A 17,065-nucleotide genomic window follows, 5' to 3' on the forward strand; every position below is an offset into this window, starting at 1 on the left:
CGTTTTTTATCTTTATTTCACCTGTTTCATCTTATATGAACTACGTGCTTTTCCTTTCAGCATCGTATTTAATTTTCCTCTTATCATTTGTTTGCGTAGCGGAGAAAGGTGGTCGATAAACATCTTTCCGTCCAAATGGTCGAACTCGTGCTGCATCACCCTTGCCAGATAGCCTTCCACCACCTCATCGTGCTCCACGAAGTTCTCGTCCATGTATTTCACACGGATCTTATCCCCTCTTTTCACAGCCTCATGAATACCGGGCAGACTCAGGCAGCCTTCTTCCATACAGACTTCTTCGCCACCTACTTCGATGATATGAGGATTTATATATGCTTTATTAAAATCCTTAAATTCCGGATAGTCCTCCGAAAGCGGATCTAAGGTAATTGTAACGACACGGATCGGCAGTCCGATCTGCGGAGCAGCCAGTCCCACGCCATCTGCATGCACCATTGTTTCAAACATATTTGCAATCAGCTCTTTCAGGTTCGGATACTCCGGGGTTATGTCCTCTGCCACCTTTCTCAGAACAGGCTGGCCATATACATAAATTGGTAAAATCATATTTTTATACTCTGCTAAAAAATTAAATTATTCTCTGTCTTATTATTAAAAACGTTTACTCTCCAAATATGTTTGCAGAATAATAGTCGCGCTTATCTCATCCACCAGTGCTTTATTCTGCCGGTCCTTCTTTTTCAGCCCCGCCTCCAGCATGGTGCGATGCGCGAGAACGGACGTAAAACGCTCGTCCACATATTCTACAGGAAGCTCCGGAAAGCGTTTCTTCAATGAACGGACAAAGGGTTCGATGTTCTTCATATTTTCCGACGCTTCATTATTCATCTGTTTGGGCAATCCTATGATGATCCGCTCTACCGGTTCCTTTGCCACGTACTCACCGATAAAATTCAAAAGTTCGTGTGTAGGCACCGTGGTCAGTCCGTTTGCAATCAGTTGCAACGTATCGCTTACGGCTATTCCCGTACGCTTCCTTCCATAATCTATAGCTACTATTCTGCTCATGGGGTACAAAAATACAAAAAAGACGCTTCCCGCGAAAGGAAACGTCTTTTTTATTCTATTATTTCAAATCTGGATTATTCTTCCACGATAGCAACACGGCTCAACTTAGCGTCGTCGTAGAACATATTGCCTACACCACCCTTGTAATCAACCTTCAGTTGAGAAGCAGGTACACCAAATTCGTTTACCATCAAGTCACGTACAGCTTCAGCTCTCTTCTTGCTCAACTTCATGTTGTATTCAGCAGAACCGGTACCCTTGTCAGCATATCCTGTAACAGTAAATGTCTTTTCCGGATTAGCCTTGATACCCTTAGCCATAGCTTCGATGTTCATGTATTCTCTCTTGCTGATGTTGCTCTTGCCAATGTTGAATACAACTACCAGACGCGGAACGAAACCGCCTTCTTTCTTCACGATAACTTCCGGCTTCTTGTTGCGTGCTTCAACCAGGTCACGTTTCAGAGATTCGTTTTCACTCTTCAGAGAGTTCATTCTGTTTCTCATGTCGTCCAACTGGCTTTCCGGTACCATCGGTACAGTAGGAACAGCGTTGAATCCGCGTTTCTTGAATTTGTAAGTTACACCCACAGTTACACCGGCCATACCTTCTTTAGAAGTTCCGCCGAATGCATCCTTCATCAAAAGGCCACGCAATTCAAGGTTGATATCCCAAGCGTCCGATACACGGAAACGGTTGATCAAACCAGCGTTGATACCCAAGTTTTGCTGATGAGGTTCTGACCAGGAAAGAGCCACACCCGCACCTACGTAAGGAATGAATGAGTAAAGACGGTCTTCGTTGTAACCGCAGAACATGTTAGAAAGGTTGAAAAGAACATCACCGTGGAAGTTAGCCATGTTCCATTTCTGCTTGTAGTAGCCATTAGAGTAAGTCCCCCCCTTTGTATACAAGGCACTGGCGCTGGGAGCAGCTCCCTTAGCTTGAAGACCATTGTATGCTACACGCAATCCGATACCCGGAGTAAACCATTTACCTACGGCAATATCAAGTGCCGGAGCAATGCGTTTTCCGAAATCCGCTTTACCGTCGTTGTCGCCAAAGTACATTTGACCACCAACGCCACCACTAATGAACCAATTGGCCCCAAAACGATTAGTTTCTACAGTGTAGGCTTTACCTTCTGTTTTTCCTTTTTCCTGAGCAGACAGGCACACAGAAGCCCCTACCATTAAAATAAACAATAAACCCTTTTTCATCTCAATTTATTTTAGTAAATAATATAATGCAGTTTGTGTTACGCTATAACAACAACTCTACAGGCTCTAAATCTTAATACTAAAGAGATATAAATCTCCACCCTTTTTCTATAAATTTAGTGCAAATATAGAAATTTATTGTAATACACGCAAAAAAACTCGTAAAAAAACATTTCCCCATGATATTTATATGAGATGATAAAAGTGTTAGATAGGCTACAGCCGTCTTAGCCAACATTTTTGAAAGAAAAACAAAAGCAAAAAAAATAACCAATGATATCGATTATCATTGGTTATCCTTCCTTTTTCCGTTACATTATCAATATACCAGTTTTACATTATCCACCCATAATGAATTTCCGGGTGAGCCGATGTAAGCTCCGCCGTGGCTGGCTGTAAACTGAATATACAGGTGAGTCGGTTCGTCATTTTCATCTCCCCATCCTACTTCATGGATAGGCACACTCTCACCTTTACTGTTGACTGTATAGTTCTCCGTCACCTGCAGACGCATCATATGAGGTTTATATTCGGGACGGCTGGTGATGTCTCCATACATAATTTCATACGTGGCATTATTCTTCCAGTCGGTAGAGTGATAGTAATAAGTCACCAACGTTCCGATGCGCTTGGCATAAACATTTCCGTCGGCATCTTCCCAGCGTTTCTGCAAAAATAAAATAGCAGCCGGATAATCCTTGCCCGCTACATCTGTAATTTTACTGAAACCGGTAGCACGAATACGGTTTTCCCTGCCGGACATCTTCACTTTATAGTCAAACTGGAGAGCGACCGGTTTCTTTGTAAACGGAATCCCGGTCTGCAGCATTTTCTGTGGGTTCTTGGTGCCCTTGATCGGTTCGTGCACAGATCCCGTAAAGATAGAGCCGGCGGCCAATACGGTAATATTGACAAGTCCCAATACCTTCACACTTTCCATACGTGTATCTAGACGTGCGCAGTAACCATCTCCCCGCTTTTCCGGGAAAACCGACGTATTCGTTTTGGTAATACCCGCTACTTTCGCCATCACGTTTGACGTCGCCCACGGCGAGCCACCCATATTCTTATACACCTGATCTCCCTTGACCACGCTCGTCGGACCTATCGCATATACATTCTTCGTATTTCCCCCGATAATCCCCGACTCTTTTATCTGGCGGTCTACCCACTGGTCCATATCCCCGAAGGGGACCATTTCCACTTTAGGCTGCGCCATCAAAGACAAGGAAGAAAAAAATGCAACGAAGCCTGTCAGAAACAGGCGATGAACCATTTTCTTAATCATCAATACTTATCCTTTCTTTTATAAATTATAATCCCATTGTTTCAAAGCAAAATCCCAGTTTTCTTCTACCAATCGAATTGTCCGGTCGTCATATTTATATTTATTCTTCTTGTATCCCTTCTTGCCGCCGACATATTTCGCGATATCTCCTTGTGCTTCGGCGAAGCCGGGGATAGAAAGTGACTGATAAATATTCTCCGTCATTCCCATCGCGTCCGCTTCGAAGTCTTCAAACTTCACTTCGATCAGGTTGCCTTCGGGAATGTATTTCTTATCCGATTCATACTTATGATACAGCTTTGCATAGATAGAAAGGATATTCTCCTCCAATTGTTCATTGCTGATATCTTCCAGTTTCAGGGGTTGGATGGTATTTGTAAAGAAACTGCGTGTAGATTCAAATACCGTATACGGGTTACGCATCAGGTAGATAAACTTGGCGTTCGGGAACATTTTCACCAGTTCTTTCACCCTGCCCGTATGAGGAGGGTTCTTGCTGAGAAATTGCGTACCCTTGGTGTTCCACAAAGAAATCTTGATCAATTTCGTGAATACCTCTTCAAATACTTTCAGTTCCTCGTCGCTGATATCATCAAACAGCAGATACTTGTCCGCATATTCCTGTTGATATTTAGGCAGGAACCAGAAGTTATAATAGGTATAAGGCATCATGTTCGACAAGGCAAACTCTTCCTCCTGAGGAAGATCCACAGCCAGTTCCATATTATCAGTCGGACGTTTGTCCGGCATCAGCCAGCTCATATTCTTCTTGAAGAAAGGCTGTCCCCACATCATCAGATGCGGGAATACAGTCTGGTAAGTCGTATTATAGCCAAAATGCTTATCGCAAGAAAATACGTTATGTACAAAAGTCGTTCCACTCCGCCAATGTCCCAGAATGAATACCGGATCATGTTCGAGCGGTTGATTTGCCAGCAACTTTTCGTAACGTCTATCCTGCAATGCAGCCAGCGGAGAAAGCAGGCGGCACACCGCTTTAGTCAACCGATACTTCCCTTTATAAGCAGCATCAATATCACGACCGGCAGTGATCGCCTTAAACGTTTTCCAGTCGGCACCTACCAACGTATTAATCGGAAGTTTATTAAATTCTAATAATCCCATCGTTCTACATTTTATTTAATCACTTTTATGGAGAGTCCCTGGCGTTCCAGTTCCTTCACGGCTTTCTCTATGGCAGCGTGATGTTCCGGAGCGATGTCCAGCTTCGACAGATCCAGTACGGGGATATCGTCTGTGGCGGCCATATCTTTCATTTCTACCCGGTCGATAATCATACCTACGGCAGAAGTATTGTTCGTAATCGGATCGATCAGAATAAACGAACCGCAAGATTTATTTTTCTGATAAGGATCAAAGAAAAGCTCCTTGGCAGTAGTCAGCACAACGCGGGCGATCTGATTGAGCTGCAATGGCAAATTGTCCTTTGTCAGTTGTCCATTGTCAATGGAAAGATGCTCCATCGTGTTGACATCCACTTTGTATTTGATCGCGTCGATACGGGTACGGCTTAAGTTGGTCGTCTGCTTGATAAAGAAGGATTTATTGATATCCATCGGTTCTTCATCCATCCATACCATCATTGCTTCAAAGTTACGGTCGATCACCGGCAGGTTATCCGGGTGCACCAGCATTTCACCGCGGGAGACGTCGATCTCGTCCTCCAGTGTCAGCGTAACCGACTGCGGCGGGAAAGCATACTCCAGTTCGCCGTCATACGTCACGATGCTCTTCACTTTGGAAGTCTTTCCGGAAGGCAGTGCCATGACTGTATCTCCTTTGCGTACGATACCCGATGCTACTTTACCACAGAAGCCGCGGAAATCAAGATTCGGGCGCAGCACATACTGTACGGGAAAACGGAAATCCGTGAAGTTATGGTCATTATCGATCTGTACTGTTTCGAGGAAGTCCAGCAAAGAGATTCCTTTATACCACGGCGTACGTTCGGACTTGTCTACTACGTTATCTCCGTCCAGTGCAGAAAGAGGAATACAGTTCACATCCGGAATACCCAATGGTTCTACAAACTTCTTGTATTCCGCTACGATTTCATTGAACCGTTCTTCAGAAAAGTCCACCAGGTCCATCTTATTGACAGCCAGCACCACATGTTTAATGCCCAGCAAAGATACCAGAAATGTATGGCGACGTGTCTGAGTGATGACACCGGTGCGGGCATCTACCAGAATAATTGCCAGATTGGCCGTAGAGCCACCGGTAATCATATTACGTGTATACTGTTCGTGTCCCGGAGTATCCGCAATGATAAATTTACGGCCATTGGTAGAGAAGTAACGGTAAGCCACGTCAATCGTGATTCCCTGTTCACGCTCCGCTTTCAAGCCATCGAGCAACAAAGCATAGTCTATATGTTCGCCTGCATTCCCTACGCGCTTACTGTCACGTTCCAATGCATCCAGCTGATCTTCGTACAGTTTCTTACTGTCGAACAACAGACGTCCGATCAAAGTCGATTTTCCGTCATCTACCGAACCGGCGGTCAACAGTCTCAGCAAGTCCTTCTGTTCATCTTTGTCCAGAAAAGCCTTTATATCCAGCTTATTATCCATTTCCATTTTTAGTCTCTGATTTTTAATTGCTTAAAAGTACCCTTCACGTTTCTTCTGCTCCATACTTCCTTCCTGATCGAAGTCGATCACACGGGTAGTACGCTCGCTCTTGGTAGTTGTCATCATCTCTTCCACGATCTCTTCAATGGTAGCCGCACTGCTCTCTACCGCGCCTGTCAACGGCCAGCAGCCCAATGTACGGAAACGCACCATCTTCATCTCGATCTGGTCACGGTATTTTTCCGGCAGACGTTCATCATCCGCCATAATGATATTACCATCCAGATTGATCACAGGACGCTCTTTAGCATAATATAGCGGAACAATCGGGATATTCTCCAGGCGAATATATTGCCAGATATCCAGTTCCGTCCAGTTACTGATCGGGAACACACGGATACTTTCTCCCTTGTGCACACGGGCGTTGTAGATATCCCACAATTCAGGACGCTGATTTTTCGGGTCCCACTGGTGGAATTTATCACGGAAAGAGAAGATACGTTCCTTGGCACGCGATTTCTCTTCGTCACGACGAGCGCCGCCGAATGCGGCATCAAATTTATATTTATCCAGCGCATGCAGCAATGCCTGCGTCTTCATCAGGTCCGTATGTACCTTGCTTCCATGCGTGAAAGGTCCTACCCCTGCATGAAACGCTTCCATATTACTTTCCACAATCAGGTTCCAGCCATATTTTTTGGCATATTCGTCGCGGAACTGGATCATTTCCTTAAACTTCCACTTCGAATCGATATGCATCAACGGGAAGGGAACTTTTCCCGGATAAAACGCTTTTTCAGCCAAGCGCACCATCACCGAAGAATCTTTTCCGATGCTGTACAGCATCACCGGATTCTCAAATTCCGCCGCCACCTCGCGGATGATATGAATTGACTCGGCTTCGAGTTCTTTCAAATGGCTCAGTTTATATTCTTCCATCTTTTTTGAGATTTCTTCATTTATTTCTTTTCTATTTTCGGCAACACCATCTCCAACAGACGATTGACCGACTCTTCCAGACTCAGCTTCGAAGTATCCAATGACAACGCCGGATGTTCGGGCACTTCAAACGGTGCAGAAATTCCGGTGAAATTCTGAATTTCCCCTCTGCGTGCCTTGGCATACAGCCCTTTCACATCCCGCTTTTCGCATTCTTCCAGCGGAGTACTTACGAAAACTTCCAGAAAATCATCCTTTCCGATAATATTCGCCGCCATTTCACGGATATCATTATTAGGGCTGATAAATGCCGCAATCGTAATGATACCGCTGTCCAGAAACAGTTTGGAGACTTCGGCGATACGACGGATGTTCTCCACACGGTCGGTTTCGGAGAAGCCCAGATTGTTATTGATACCGCTGCGGATATTGTCGCCGTCCAGAATACGGCAAAGCAATCCGCGCTTATGGAGCTCGCGCTCCAATGCAATCGCAATCGTGCTTTTTCCCGATCCGCTCAGACCTGTAAACCAGATCATCACGCTGTGCTGTCCCAGAAGTTCTTCTTTGTCCTTCCGCGTCATCATGCGGTCAAAGATCGGATATATATGATTCTTTTCTTCCATTTATAAATTATGTTTATTTAAAAGTTCCAGATCAACGGGATCAGGATAACAGAGATTAAGAAAGTGATAATATTGAGCGGCAGACCGATACGGACAAAATCCGTAAACTTGTAGTTGCCGATACCCTGCACAATCAAATTCGTCTGATAACCGATCGGTGTGGAGAAGCTGGCAGACGCAGCCATACAGATCACGACGAAGAAAGGAGTCGGACTTACGCCCAACTGTGCCGAGATAGACAGTGCCAAGGGGAATGCCAGAGCCGCTGCCGCATTGTTCGTGATCAGTTCCGTAAATAAATTCGTGATGACAAACAATATAGCAAGTAATACATGCGGTCCGTAATCGTCACTCAAACCGATGATAAATCCTGCCACACAATCGGCCACACCGGAGTTCACCATAGCCTTACTGATGGCAAACGCGCAGGCAATCGTAATCAGAATATCCCACGAAATATATTTGGTATATTTACGGGCAGGGAAAATATTGGTCCACGCCATGATAATAGTAGTAATGCAGACAAAGAAAAACATATCCAGCTTGATATCGGGAAACATCTCTTTGGTTGCCGGCAGTTCGCCCACCGTAGCACCGACAATCATCAATACCAGCAAGATCAGCGCCAGCCAGCGCTTCTTCTTTCCCGAAGTATCCGGATCATTGCCGTTGGTAAGCAGCACGAATACCGAAGATTCTCCCCAAGTCGGGATAAACGTATCATCCGCCATCACCACAAGCGTATCACCCTCACGGAGCACTACATCCTCCAGATGATCGACATAGCGCTGACCGTTACGTGTTTTGATCTCTTTCACTTCCGCACCATAGTGACGCTGGAAATTGAAATCACTCAGTTTCTTGTTGATACCGGGGAAACGGGCTCCCAATACAGCTTCTACACGATGCAGCTTCTCTCCTTCCTCCACTTCTTCATCGGGCACAGCCGTATCCGGACGTGCATCGGGCAAGAGCCGTTTGGAGAAAATGAAAAGATATATGATACCGGCAATGGCAATGAAGATGCCGACCTTTCCCAGTTCGAACATGGTGAAGCCTTCATAGCCGGCTTCCAGAATCATGCCGTGCACAACCAGATTGGTAGAAGTACCGATCAGCGTACAGATACCACCCAGAATGGTCACATAAGAAAGAGGAATCAGGAACTTGGTGGCCGGAAGCTTTACCGATTTCGCCCAATGCTTGATGATCGGGGCAAAGATGACTACAACCGGAGTATTATTCAGAAAAGCAGAAATGAATGCTACCGAAGGCAGAATACGCAACTGTGCCTTAAACACCGTCGTTTTTCCCTGCGGAAGCAGTTTTTTGATCACCTGCCCCAATGTACCCGACTGACGGATACCCTCACTTACCAGGAACAACAGGGCAACGGTAATCATCCCTTTATTACTGAAGCCCTCGAGCATTTCTTTCGGAGTCAGAATGCCGGCACACAGGAATAAAACCACTACCGAAAAGAGCACCATGCCCGGTCGCATCTTATCTGCGATCAGGGCAGCCATCATTCCTAATAAGGATAATAGTACAAATACAATTTCGAATGTCATATAAACATTAATTAGTGTTCTCTTTTTGCTTCAACAATAAACCACGGATTCAGCAGATCCTCTTTGTTGTATCGCAAAGGTTCCTCTTTTCCAGCCTGATACACTTCCATTCCCGCGGCACGGGCTATCGCATGTCCGGCAGCCGTATCCCACTCCATCGTCGGAGCAAAACGCGGATAGACATCCGCCTTTCCTTCGGCAACCAGGCAGATTTTAATAGAACTTCCGCTCGATATCAGTTCCACACTGCCGTGTTTCTTTTTTAAGTCTGCAATATATGTTTCTGTTTCAGGCGTCAGGTGCGAACGGGAAGCGACAGCAATAAAATGGTCGCGCGCATCCGCCAATGGCATCCGTTCCGATTTCCCAATCATCTGTTGCAGGGTCACTCCCCCGTCTTCCAGACCGACAATGCCGGAACACTTATAGGCACCTGTCCCTTCCACTGCAAAATAAAGTTCTTTTTTTACGGGCACGTAAATAACACCCATTACAGGTACAGCATTCTTCACCAAAGCTATATTTACCGTAAATTCTCCGTTACGCTTGATGAACTCCTTCGTTCCGTCCAGCGGGTCTACAATCCATAAAGTATCCCAATCACGCCGCACCGCATAGTCCATATGCTTTCCTTCTTCACTAAGAACCGGAAAAGGAGTTTCATTCAAAATGGCAACAATCGCCTCATGGGCTTTTCTGTCTGCTATCGTTAAGGGAGAGTTATCCGCCTTCCTCTCTATTTCAAAATCCGACTTCGGATCTTCATAGATAGAAAGGATTTTTTCACCTGCTTTCAACGCTGCATCGATAGCAGCCATTACATATTTCTGTTCCATTCAATTTCATTATTAAAACCTCTTTTACACTAAGGCAATAAATCCTCCAAGATAAGAGTTGACAAAAGTAAAAACTTTCTTTGCTATAAAAGTTTCCCACCTGCTATTTATAACTTCTTTTAGTAGAATGATAAAAATTTCTAAAAAACGAATTTACATTGTGCAACAAAAAAGCAGTAACTTCCCAGTTACCGCCTTCTTATTTCGGGAAAATAATTCATTCATCCCGATATATATTACCAAAAAGAAATCAATAAATGCGATACAGCAACCAAGCTCCCTGGAAGTCTGTGCGACTCGGGTATTTAGCCTTGAATGCATTACGTGCATCGATAGCAGCCGCTTTATCAGCGAATGAGCTTACAATCACACGGTACATTGCTTTTTCTGCATTGAACGCAATTGTAGCGTTGTAACCCTGACCGTCCAACCAGTCTTTCAAGCCTTCCGCATTTGCCTTCACGCCAAAGCTGCCCACTACTACGCTGTAATCTTTCAGTCCGTCCGTTCCGGAAACAACTGTAACCTTTTCCTGACGAACGCCGGTTGTATCTGTAGCCTTAGGTGTTGTCACAGGAGCTGCAACTACTGGAGTCACTTCTACCGGAGCTTCCACCTGCGGTTCTGCCAATTCTTGCTGTTTTGCTTTCTCGTAAGCTTTTTTATAGGCGCTCTCACTGGATTTACAAGATGCAAACGCAAGCACCATGCATACTCCCATTCCTAATACGACCAATTTTTTCATATCCAATACTCTGTATTTAATTAATAATTCAATAATCTTGTTCGTTCACATTTAGTTTTCGGGCAACAAAATAATAGAAATTTTATCATCCGGCAAAGAAATCCGGCGAAAAAACGTCTATTCTGCCTTCTTCTTATAAGAAATAGTGCCTGTTGCCTGATAAGTTGGCATCAAAAGCACCTCTGCAATCTGAATATGCGCGGGAGCCGAAGCTGCATAATACACCGTTTCGGCCACATCGTCTCCGGTCAGCGGACGTATCCCTTTGTAAAAATTGTCAGCCGCCTGCTTGTCGCCACGATAACGTACTACTGTAAAGTTTGTTTCTACCATGCCCGGTTTGATATTCGTCACCCGCAGCGGAGTATCCACCAAGTCTATCCGGAGTCCGTCCGAAAGTGCCTTCACGGCAGCTTTGGTAGCACAGTAAACACTGCCTCCGGGATAAGCGGCATCTCCGGCGATAGAGCCTATATTAATAATGTGTCCGCGTCCGCGCTCCACCATGCCGGGAACAACCAGGCGCGTCATGGCCAGCAGACCTCTTATATTCGTATCGATCATGATATCCCATTCATCCAGACTGCCTTCGAACTCCTTGTCTACTCCGATCACCAGTCCGGCATTATTCACCAATACATCGATCGATTTCCATTCTTCCGGCAATGCTTCCAATGCGGCAGCAGCCTGTTTCCGGTCGCGGACGTCAAAAGGCAGCACACAGACCTGTACTCCATATGCCTTTTCCAGCTCCTCCTTCAGTTCTTCCAGCTTCGAAACGGTGCGGGCATTCAAAATCAGGTTCCATCCTTCCTTCGCAAATTTGCGCGCGCATCCCTGCCCTATTCCGCTGCTTGCTCCGGTTATAAAAACAATCTTTGCTTTCATTATGTTCTGAATTACAATATTGAATGACAAAAGTACGCCTTAAGTCCCATTTGTTAGTCCAAAAGTCTAGTTAAATAAGATTAAACCATAAAAGAAATCAAGAATGATAAAAAGAGAGTACTTTTTTCTTGCTTTTGCGAACAACCTTTTAAGAAAAATGTTATATTTGTTGTATCATAATCATTTTAAACAGTATAAATTATGAAAGGATTAAATGTATTAGCAGCTTTTTTGGGTGGTGCAGCCGTAGGCGCAGCCCTTGGTATTTTGTTTGCTCCTGAAAAAGGAGAAGATACCCGTCACAAGATCGCAGAAATTCTTCGTAAAAAAGGAATCAAGCTGAATCGCAACGAGATGGATAATCTCGTTGATGAAATTGCAGCTGAAATTAAAGGAGAAATAGGAGAATAAGTAAGTAAAGGACTAAAACAGAGCGACCATGTTTGCAGACGATAAGAGTATTGAGAACTTTCAACAGTTGTTTTTTGAGTTCAAAAAGTATCTGGAACTTCAGAAGGAATACACCAAATTAGAATTGACGGAGAAGTTAACCATACTTCTTTCTACGTTGATCATGATTGTAGTACTTATTATCCTCGGCATGGTGGCCCTGTTTTATCTGTTATTTGCTCTGGCTTATGTACTGGAGCCTTTAGTAGGCGGACTCATGGTAAGTTTCGCCATTATAGCCGGTATCAATGTCCTGATTATGGCTTTAGTCATTATTTTCCGCAAGCAGCTTATCATCTCTCCCATGGTAAACTTCCTCGCCAACTTATTTTTAAACGATTCAAAATAATTTAAGTTATGAGTGCGCAAACACCTGCCAAAATTACATTAGAAGAGATTACTCAACGCAAAAAGAAGCTCTTGAACGAGATTCATGCCCAGAAACGAGCCATGACAGCTACCACCCGTGAGATATTCGCTCCGCTTGCGCCCGCCACCAATAAGGCGGATTCGCTCATGCGTTCGTTCAATACCGGTATGGCTATCTTTGACGGAGTAGTGATGGGCATCAAGATCATGAAGAAAATACGCGCCTACTTCCGGAAGCTGAGATAACATTCAGGGTAAGACAATCCAATCAGCCTCTTACCCCGTCCCATTTCATTACCACCATCCACTCTGCCGGCTGACTGTTTCCATAAGGCCGGTGAGGAACTGTACCAATCACCAAGTCACAATGGGCTGTCAATACCGTTTTCAGTTCCTTCAACAATACATTCAACAGAATTTCCAGATGTATCTCATCCATGATACAGTTCATCACGCGCACATATTGATAGAGGTGTAAGTCTTTCCCTTGCCGCATGGCACACACATCCCTTCTGGAAACATGTATTTCCGTCTCCAGAAAAGAGATGGATACTGACGGATCGACATTCATTAAACTCACTACCATATTTCCCAAAAACTCATAAGGTCCATGATTGTTTTCTTTTGTCATGTTTGCTCTTTGTTTAAATATTTATAAAAAATAGATTTATATTTGGTTATTCAACCTGTTTCAACCTATGAAACCGCCTCCAAATCCGTATTCTTTACCTTTGCACCCGTTATCCCGATAGCGGGTGCAAAAGTAATTCTAAAACTTCAAAATCAAATGAAAGTACTCGAAGAAATTAAAGTTTCCGTTTACGAAAACGTGTATTCTAAAAAACCAAAAGTCATGTCTTTTCTCGAAGTCATCTTTATGTGTATCCATCCGGTTTATGCCTCCATCATTCAGGCGATCCGGCGGTATCATCAGGAGGGAGACCATGAAGCGGCACAAAAAATAAAAAGCCAGCTCCCCTGCTTCACCCCTGCCGGCACTTTCGACGGAGCGCATGCCATCCGAAATTTCCGGCTGCCCAGTCACATTATCGGGCTCGACTACGACCACGTTCCCAACCGGCTGGAGATCATCCGTCTTTGCGCTGCCGACCCTCATACCGTAGCTGCTCTGGAAAGCCCTACGGACGGCGTGAAAATCTTCGCCTATGTGGAAGGCATCGAAGGCCGTCACCGGGAAGGGCAGCTACTGGTCAGCCGTTACTACGACCAGCTGACCGGCCTTACCAGCGATCCCGCCTGTAAAGACGAAAGCCGCCTGTGTTATTTCACCTATTCACCGGACGGATACGTAGCCAGTCTTTATCAGTCATTCGTTCTGGAAGCGGCTGTGGAAACACAACCGTTCCAGCCGACAGCAGAAAACCTCCCCTCTCCTCCGCTACCGGCAAAAACAAGCGAAACCTCAGAGAACTTCTCGGAAGAGGAAGTCAGCTTGTTCCTTTCGTCCTACATTTTCTTAAATCCATTGACTGCCGGGCAACGACACACCAATCTGTTTAAACTCGCCTGCGAAGCTTGCCGGAGAAGGTATTCGCAAGAAAGCATATTACGCGGGATTACGGTTTATTTTGAGCACTCCGACTTTCCCGCTCAGGAAATCAGGAGCATCCTACAATCTGGTTACCAAAAAGTTACCTCTACCCCACATGTCTCCGCCTCTCCGCTTTGCTCTTCTCCTCATAAGGACAAAATGACAAAAGCGACATATAGCCCATCCGAAAACGTCTATGAAGCAGATGAAGCATATTGGCAAGGCGAAGAATTCAGAAAAAAAACGCCCTGTTTTCCCAAGAGCGTGTACAAATATCTGCCCGATCTGCTGAACGAATGTATCCTCGAAGAGGAAGGTGATCGTGAACAGGATCTTTCCTTTCTCTCCAACCTCACCGCATTGAGTTCCGTACTGCCCGCCACATTCGGCATCTATAATCACAAAAAGTATTCGCCCCATTTCTACAGTTTCGGCATTGCCCCCGCCGGAAGCAACAAGAGCATTGCGCAAACAGGACGTTATCTGCTGGAAGAGGTCCACGACTGGATACTTTCCAATAGCGAACTTCAGCAGAAAATTTATAACCATAAATACACCCAATGGAAACTGGACTGTACTTATAAGAAAAAGGAACATAAAGAGTGTCCCGAAGAGCCGGAAAAACCGGCTTACAAAATGCTTTTTCTCCCTGCCACTACCAGCTACAGCCGTATGCAAATCCAGATGCGGGACAACGGCCCGCAAGGAAGCATCATATTCGATACCGAGGCGCAGACGCTGGCTACAGCCAATCATCTGGATTGCGGTAACTTTGACGATATGCTCCGCAAGGCATTCGAGCATGAGAATATTGATTCCGCTTTCAAGATCAATGGCTTAACCCCCATTTATATCCGTTTTCCCATGCTTGCCATGTTCCTCACCGGCACCCCGAGTCAGATGGCTTCACTGATAGAGACTTCGGAAAAAGGACTTCCGAGCCGTATCATGCTCTACACTTTCCGCAGCATTCCGAAGTGGAAGCCCATGGGAGATGACAGTATCTCGCTCGAAGAGTCTTTCAAGCCGCTTGCCCATCGTGTTTTCGAACTTTATCATTTCTGTGAGAATCATCCTGTATTGTTTCACTTCAGCCGTTCTCAATGGGATTATCTGAATCATACGTTTTCCAAGCTGCTTGCCGAAGTGGTTCTGGAAGGTAACGATGACCTTCAGGCCGTAGTCAAGCGGTATGCCTGTCTTGTGATGCGCATCAGCATGATCCAGGCACGCATCCGCCAGTTCGAGGCGAATGATGGCGCACCGGATATCTATTGTAAGGATGTAGATTTCGAGCGCTCTCTCCAGATCGTTCTCTGCTGTTATGAGCATAGCAGGCTATTATTGTCTTCCATGCCGTCTCCCCAGTTCCATCCGTTGAAAGATCCGAACAGTACACGAAAGTTCATCGGCGAGTTGCCGGAAACATTCACTACCGAAGAAGCAATACAGATTGGCGTAAAATACGATTTCAGCCGCCGCAAGATCAGCAGACTGTTGAAATCGCTCATTGACGTCAAAATCAATAAGATATCTCATGGGAAGTATCAGAAGATCTCATAAAATAGTCCTATCTGTCCTTTTGGTCCTTTTGTCCTTTTGAAGACTCCCTGAAAACATTGGGAAGTTTGAAAAAAACGTCTCAATGATCGGATGCAAACATTGGGAAGATTCAATACAATCTTCTCAATGTTTTTTCCTTTTATCAGTGCGTCTGTGTGCGTCACTGCACATCACGAGCACTTGCTCATGTAGTATCTTTGCTAAGTAATCGGTTACAGGTAATAAGTATTAAGTAATAAGTATTAAAAATTATGGCACAGAATTATGTTGTTATGGCTCGCAAGAACCTGTTGAAACCTAGTGAAGCACCCAAGTATTATGCAGTGGCACGCAGCGGACGCAAAGTTACCGTTAAGGAAGTCTGCAAGCGTATTACGGAACGTTCCTCGTACTCCAAAGGAGAGCTGGAAGGCTGTATCGGTGAGTTTCTGCTCGAAATCGTCAATGTACTGGATGAAGGGAATATCGTTCAGATGGGCGATCTGGGGAATTTCCGCATGAGTCTCAAGACGGCAACGGCTACCGCAACGGAGAAGGAATTCAAAGCATCGTGTATCGAGAAAGGTAAAGTGCTTTTCTATCCGGGAAGTGATCTCCGCAAGTTGTGTAAAACGCTGGACTTCGCACTGTATAAGAGTGACGGCAAAACTGATTCGGGAGACGAACCGCTGCCGGACGATGGAAAAGGCGGAAATACAGATGGCTCAGGTGACGACGAAGAAGCACCGGACCCGACCGTTTAATTGATTAATCATTAAAATTTAAATCGTATGAAAAAACAAGTTTGGAAGAATATTCTTCAGTTCATTGTGACAATTGCAACGTCTATCATTTCTGCTCTCGGAGTAACGTCCTGTGCGGCTCATCTGTAATACATCCGTATGGAAAGTTCTAAAGATGAGTATCTCCCCAGAGAGATTAAGTTGTTGGTGATTCATTGCAGCGCTACGCGCTGCAATGTTCGCTTCAGTGTAGAACAGCTTCGCGAATGTCATTTGCAACGGGGCTTTCTTGATATCGGTTACCATTTTTATATTACCCGTGACGGAGTTCTTCACCATTGCCGTCCCATCTCTGAGATGGGTGCTCATGTGCGTGGATTCAACAGGCATAGTATCGGAATCTGCTATGAAGGCGGACTGAATGAAGATGGCAAACCGGCGGATACAAGAACTGCCGCGCAGCGTTTTGCCCTGATCGATCTGCTGACGATTCTCAGGCATCAGTATCCGGAGGCGCAGATAGCGGGACATTATCAGCTTAGTGCCTCGATTCATAAAGCATGTCCTTGCTTTGATCCGAAAAAGGAATATTCAGGGTTATAAAAAAACTGCGGGAGATAGCGAAAGTGCTGCCTCCCGTAGTCATTGTGATGAATAATAAAAGGATTTTGAG

Annotated in this window: 20 protein-coding genes; 7 read left to right on the forward strand and 13 right to left on the reverse strand. The window is 45.1% G+C overall.

Annotated features, from left to right (window positions below):
* Positions 1-12: 12 nt before the first annotated feature.
* The 12 genes from def to BLW31_RS17145 all read right to left on the reverse strand — a co-directional run bounded on the left by def (position 13) and on the right by BLW31_RS17145 (position 11,736).
* Complete coding sequence (gene def / locus BLW31_RS17090; protein WP_010537701.1) at positions 13-567, reverse strand: peptide deformylase; 555 nt, start codon at positions 565-567, stop codon at positions 13-15.
* A gap of 45 nt (positions 568-612) precedes the next feature.
* Positions 613-1,029 carry a Holliday junction resolvase RuvX gene (ruvX, locus tag BLW31_RS17095; protein ID WP_008760699.1) on the reverse strand — a complete coding sequence of 139 codons (417 nt, stop codon included), beginning with the start codon at positions 1,027-1,029 and terminating at the stop codon, positions 613-615.
* Positions 1,030-1,103: 74 nt separating this feature from the next.
* A complete protein-coding gene (locus BLW31_RS17100) occupies positions 1,104-2,249 on the reverse strand; it encodes an OmpA family protein (RefSeq protein WP_029425511.1) in 1,146 nt (381 codons plus the stop codon).
* Between the two features lie 319 nt (positions 2,250-2,568).
* Entirely contained in the window at positions 2,569-3,537 is a 969-nt protein-coding gene (locus tag BLW31_RS17105; protein ID WP_010537699.1) for a PCMD domain-containing protein, read from the reverse strand.
* A gap of 18 nt (positions 3,538-3,555) precedes the next feature.
* Complete coding sequence (locus BLW31_RS17110) at positions 3,556-4,662, reverse strand: cholesterol-responsive sulfotransferase (RefSeq protein WP_010537698.1); 1,107 nt, start codon at positions 4,660-4,662, stop codon at positions 3,556-3,558.
* An 11-nt stretch (positions 4,663-4,673) separates the two neighbouring features.
* The gene (gene cysN / locus BLW31_RS17115; protein WP_255323266.1) at positions 4,674-6,158 is read right to left on the reverse strand and encodes a sulfate adenylyltransferase subunit CysN; all 1,485 of its coding nucleotides are present in this window, start codon (positions 6,156-6,158) and stop codon (positions 4,674-4,676) included.
* 3 nt (positions 6,159-6,161) lie between these two features.
* A complete protein-coding gene (gene cysD / locus BLW31_RS17120; protein WP_255323267.1) occupies positions 6,162-7,082 on the reverse strand; it encodes a sulfate adenylyltransferase subunit CysD in 921 nt (306 codons plus the stop codon).
* A gap of 8 nt (positions 7,083-7,090) precedes the next feature.
* The gene (gene cysC, locus BLW31_RS17125) at positions 7,091-7,696 is read right to left on the reverse strand and encodes an adenylyl-sulfate kinase (RefSeq protein WP_010537695.1); all 606 of its coding nucleotides are present in this window, start codon (positions 7,694-7,696) and stop codon (positions 7,091-7,093) included.
* A 17-nt stretch (positions 7,697-7,713) separates the two neighbouring features.
* Positions 7,714-9,267: an SLC13 family permease gene (locus BLW31_RS17130; protein WP_010537694.1), complete on the reverse strand. Its 1,554-nt coding sequence runs from the start codon at positions 9,265-9,267 to the stop codon at positions 7,714-7,716.
* Positions 9,268-9,278: 11 nt separating this feature from the next.
* Complete coding sequence (gene cysQ, locus BLW31_RS17135) at positions 9,279-10,103, reverse strand: 3'(2'),5'-bisphosphate nucleotidase CysQ (protein ID WP_010537693.1); 825 nt, start codon at positions 10,101-10,103, stop codon at positions 9,279-9,281.
* Between the two features lie 250 nt (positions 10,104-10,353).
* Positions 10,354-10,848 (reverse strand): SPOR domain-containing protein, encoded by a 495-nt coding sequence (locus BLW31_RS17140; protein WP_010537692.1) that lies wholly within the window; start codon positions 10,846-10,848, stop codon positions 10,354-10,356.
* 117 nt (positions 10,849-10,965) lie between these two features.
* Positions 10,966-11,736: an SDR family NAD(P)-dependent oxidoreductase gene (locus BLW31_RS17145; RefSeq protein WP_010537691.1), complete on the reverse strand. Its 771-nt coding sequence runs from the start codon at positions 11,734-11,736 to the stop codon at positions 10,966-10,968.
* A 201-nt stretch (positions 11,737-11,937) separates the two neighbouring features.
* On the opposite strand from BLW31_RS17145, the gene BLW31_RS17150 reads away from it, so the two are divergent.
* Genes BLW31_RS17150 through BLW31_RS17160 form a run of 3 tightly spaced genes read left to right on the forward strand, consistent with a single transcriptional unit; the run spans position 11,938 to position 12,801 of the window.
* A complete protein-coding gene (locus tag BLW31_RS17150) occupies positions 11,938-12,147 on the forward strand; it encodes a YtxH domain-containing protein (protein WP_010537690.1) in 210 nt (69 codons plus the stop codon).
* Between the two features lie 28 nt (positions 12,148-12,175).
* Positions 12,176-12,535 (forward strand): phage holin family protein, encoded by a 360-nt coding sequence (locus tag BLW31_RS17155; RefSeq protein WP_010537689.1) that lies wholly within the window; start codon positions 12,176-12,178, stop codon positions 12,533-12,535.
* Between the two features lie 8 nt (positions 12,536-12,543).
* A complete protein-coding gene (locus BLW31_RS17160) occupies positions 12,544-12,801 on the forward strand; it encodes a hypothetical protein (RefSeq protein ID WP_010537688.1) in 258 nt (85 codons plus the stop codon).
* Between the two features lie 22 nt (positions 12,802-12,823).
* On the opposite strand, the gene BLW31_RS17165 is transcribed toward BLW31_RS17160, so the two are convergent.
* On the reverse strand, positions 12,824-13,186 hold the full coding sequence (locus BLW31_RS17165) for a hypothetical protein (RefSeq protein WP_010537687.1): 363 nt from the start codon (positions 13,184-13,186) through the stop codon (positions 12,824-12,826).
* Between the two features lie 156 nt (positions 13,187-13,342).
* Here BLW31_RS17165 and BLW31_RS17170 point away from each other — a divergent pair, with 156 nt between their 5' ends.
* From BLW31_RS17170 to BLW31_RS17185, 4 genes are all read left to right on the forward strand, one after another.
* A complete protein-coding gene (locus BLW31_RS17170) occupies positions 13,343-15,670 on the forward strand; it encodes a DUF3987 domain-containing protein (RefSeq protein WP_029425510.1) in 2,328 nt (775 codons plus the stop codon).
* 251 nt (positions 15,671-15,921) lie between these two features.
* Positions 15,922-16,413, forward strand: coding sequence for an HU family DNA-binding protein (locus tag BLW31_RS17180; RefSeq protein ID WP_010537685.1), 492 nt, complete (start codon positions 15,922-15,924; stop codon positions 16,411-16,413).
* Positions 16,414-16,440: 27 nt separating this feature from the next.
* Positions 16,441-16,542 (forward strand): smalltalk protein, encoded by a 102-nt coding sequence (locus tag BLW31_RS24510; protein WP_022302409.1) that lies wholly within the window; start codon positions 16,441-16,443, stop codon positions 16,540-16,542.
* Between the two features lie 9 nt (positions 16,543-16,551).
* Entirely contained in the window at positions 16,552-16,995 is a 444-nt protein-coding gene (locus BLW31_RS17185; protein ID WP_010537684.1) for an N-acetylmuramoyl-L-alanine amidase, read from the forward strand.
* The last annotated feature ends 70 nt before the right edge of the window (positions 16,996-17,065 follow it).

Source organism: Bacteroides faecis MAJ27 (assembly GCF_900106755.1).
Lineage (GTDB): Bacteria > Bacteroidota > Bacteroidia > Bacteroidales > Bacteroidaceae > Bacteroides > Bacteroides faecis.

What these genes read in the sequence shown, in the direction of transcription:
- BLW31_RS17145 (WP_010537691.1), bottom strand. Translation starts at nt 11,736, where the DNA reads ATGAAAGCAAAGATTGTTTTTATAACCGGAGCAAGCAGCGGAATAGGG.
- BLW31_RS17105 (WP_010537699.1), bottom strand. Translation starts at nt 3,537, where the DNA reads ATGATTAAGAAAATGGTTCATCGCCTGTTTCTGACAGGCTTCGTTGCA.
- ruvX (WP_008760699.1), bottom strand. Translation starts at nt 1,029, where the DNA reads ATGAGCAGAATAGTAGCTATAGATTATGGAAGGAAGCGTACGGGAATA.
- BLW31_RS17150 (WP_010537690.1), top strand. Translation starts at nt 11,938, where the DNA reads ATGAAAGGATTAAATGTATTAGCAGCTTTTTTGGGTGGTGCAGCCGTA.
- BLW31_RS17140 (WP_010537692.1), bottom strand. Translation starts at nt 10,848, where the DNA reads ATGAAAAAATTGGTCGTATTAGGAATGGGAGTATGCATGGTGCTTGCG.
- BLW31_RS17160 (WP_010537688.1), top strand. Translation starts at nt 12,544, where the DNA reads ATGAGTGCGCAAACACCTGCCAAAATTACATTAGAAGAGATTACTCAA.
- BLW31_RS17165 (WP_010537687.1), bottom strand. Translation starts at nt 13,186, where the DNA reads ATGACAAAAGAAAACAATCATGGACCTTATGAGTTTTTGGGAAATATG.
- BLW31_RS17180 (WP_010537685.1), top strand. Translation starts at nt 15,922, where the DNA reads ATGGCACAGAATTATGTTGTTATGGCTCGCAAGAACCTGTTGAAACCT.
- cysQ (WP_010537693.1), bottom strand. Translation starts at nt 10,103, where the DNA reads ATGGAACAGAAATATGTAATGGCTGCTATCGATGCAGCGTTGAAAGCA.
- cysC (WP_010537695.1), bottom strand. Translation starts at nt 7,696, where the DNA reads ATGGAAGAAAAGAATCATATATATCCGATCTTTGACCGCATGATGACG.
- BLW31_RS17170 (WP_029425510.1), top strand. Translation starts at nt 13,343, where the DNA reads ATGAAAGTACTCGAAGAAATTAAAGTTTCCGTTTACGAAAACGTGTAT.
- BLW31_RS17130 (WP_010537694.1), bottom strand. Translation starts at nt 9,267, where the DNA reads ATGACATTCGAAATTGTATTTGTACTATTATCCTTATTAGGAATGATG.
- def (WP_010537701.1), bottom strand. Translation starts at nt 567, where the DNA reads ATGATTTTACCAATTTATGTATATGGCCAGCCTGTTCTGAGAAAGGTG.
- BLW31_RS24510 (WP_022302409.1), top strand. Translation starts at nt 16,441, where the DNA reads ATGAAAAAACAAGTTTGGAAGAATATTCTTCAGTTCATTGTGACAATT.
- BLW31_RS17185 (WP_010537684.1), top strand. Translation starts at nt 16,552, where the DNA reads ATGGAAAGTTCTAAAGATGAGTATCTCCCCAGAGAGATTAAGTTGTTG.
- BLW31_RS17100 (WP_029425511.1), bottom strand. Translation starts at nt 2,249, where the DNA reads ATGAAAAAGGGTTTATTGTTTATTTTAATGGTAGGGGCTTCTGTGTGC.
- BLW31_RS17155 (WP_010537689.1), top strand. Translation starts at nt 12,176, where the DNA reads ATGTTTGCAGACGATAAGAGTATTGAGAACTTTCAACAGTTGTTTTTT.
- BLW31_RS17110 (WP_010537698.1), bottom strand. Translation starts at nt 4,662, where the DNA reads ATGGGATTATTAGAATTTAATAAACTTCCGATTAATACGTTGGTAGGT.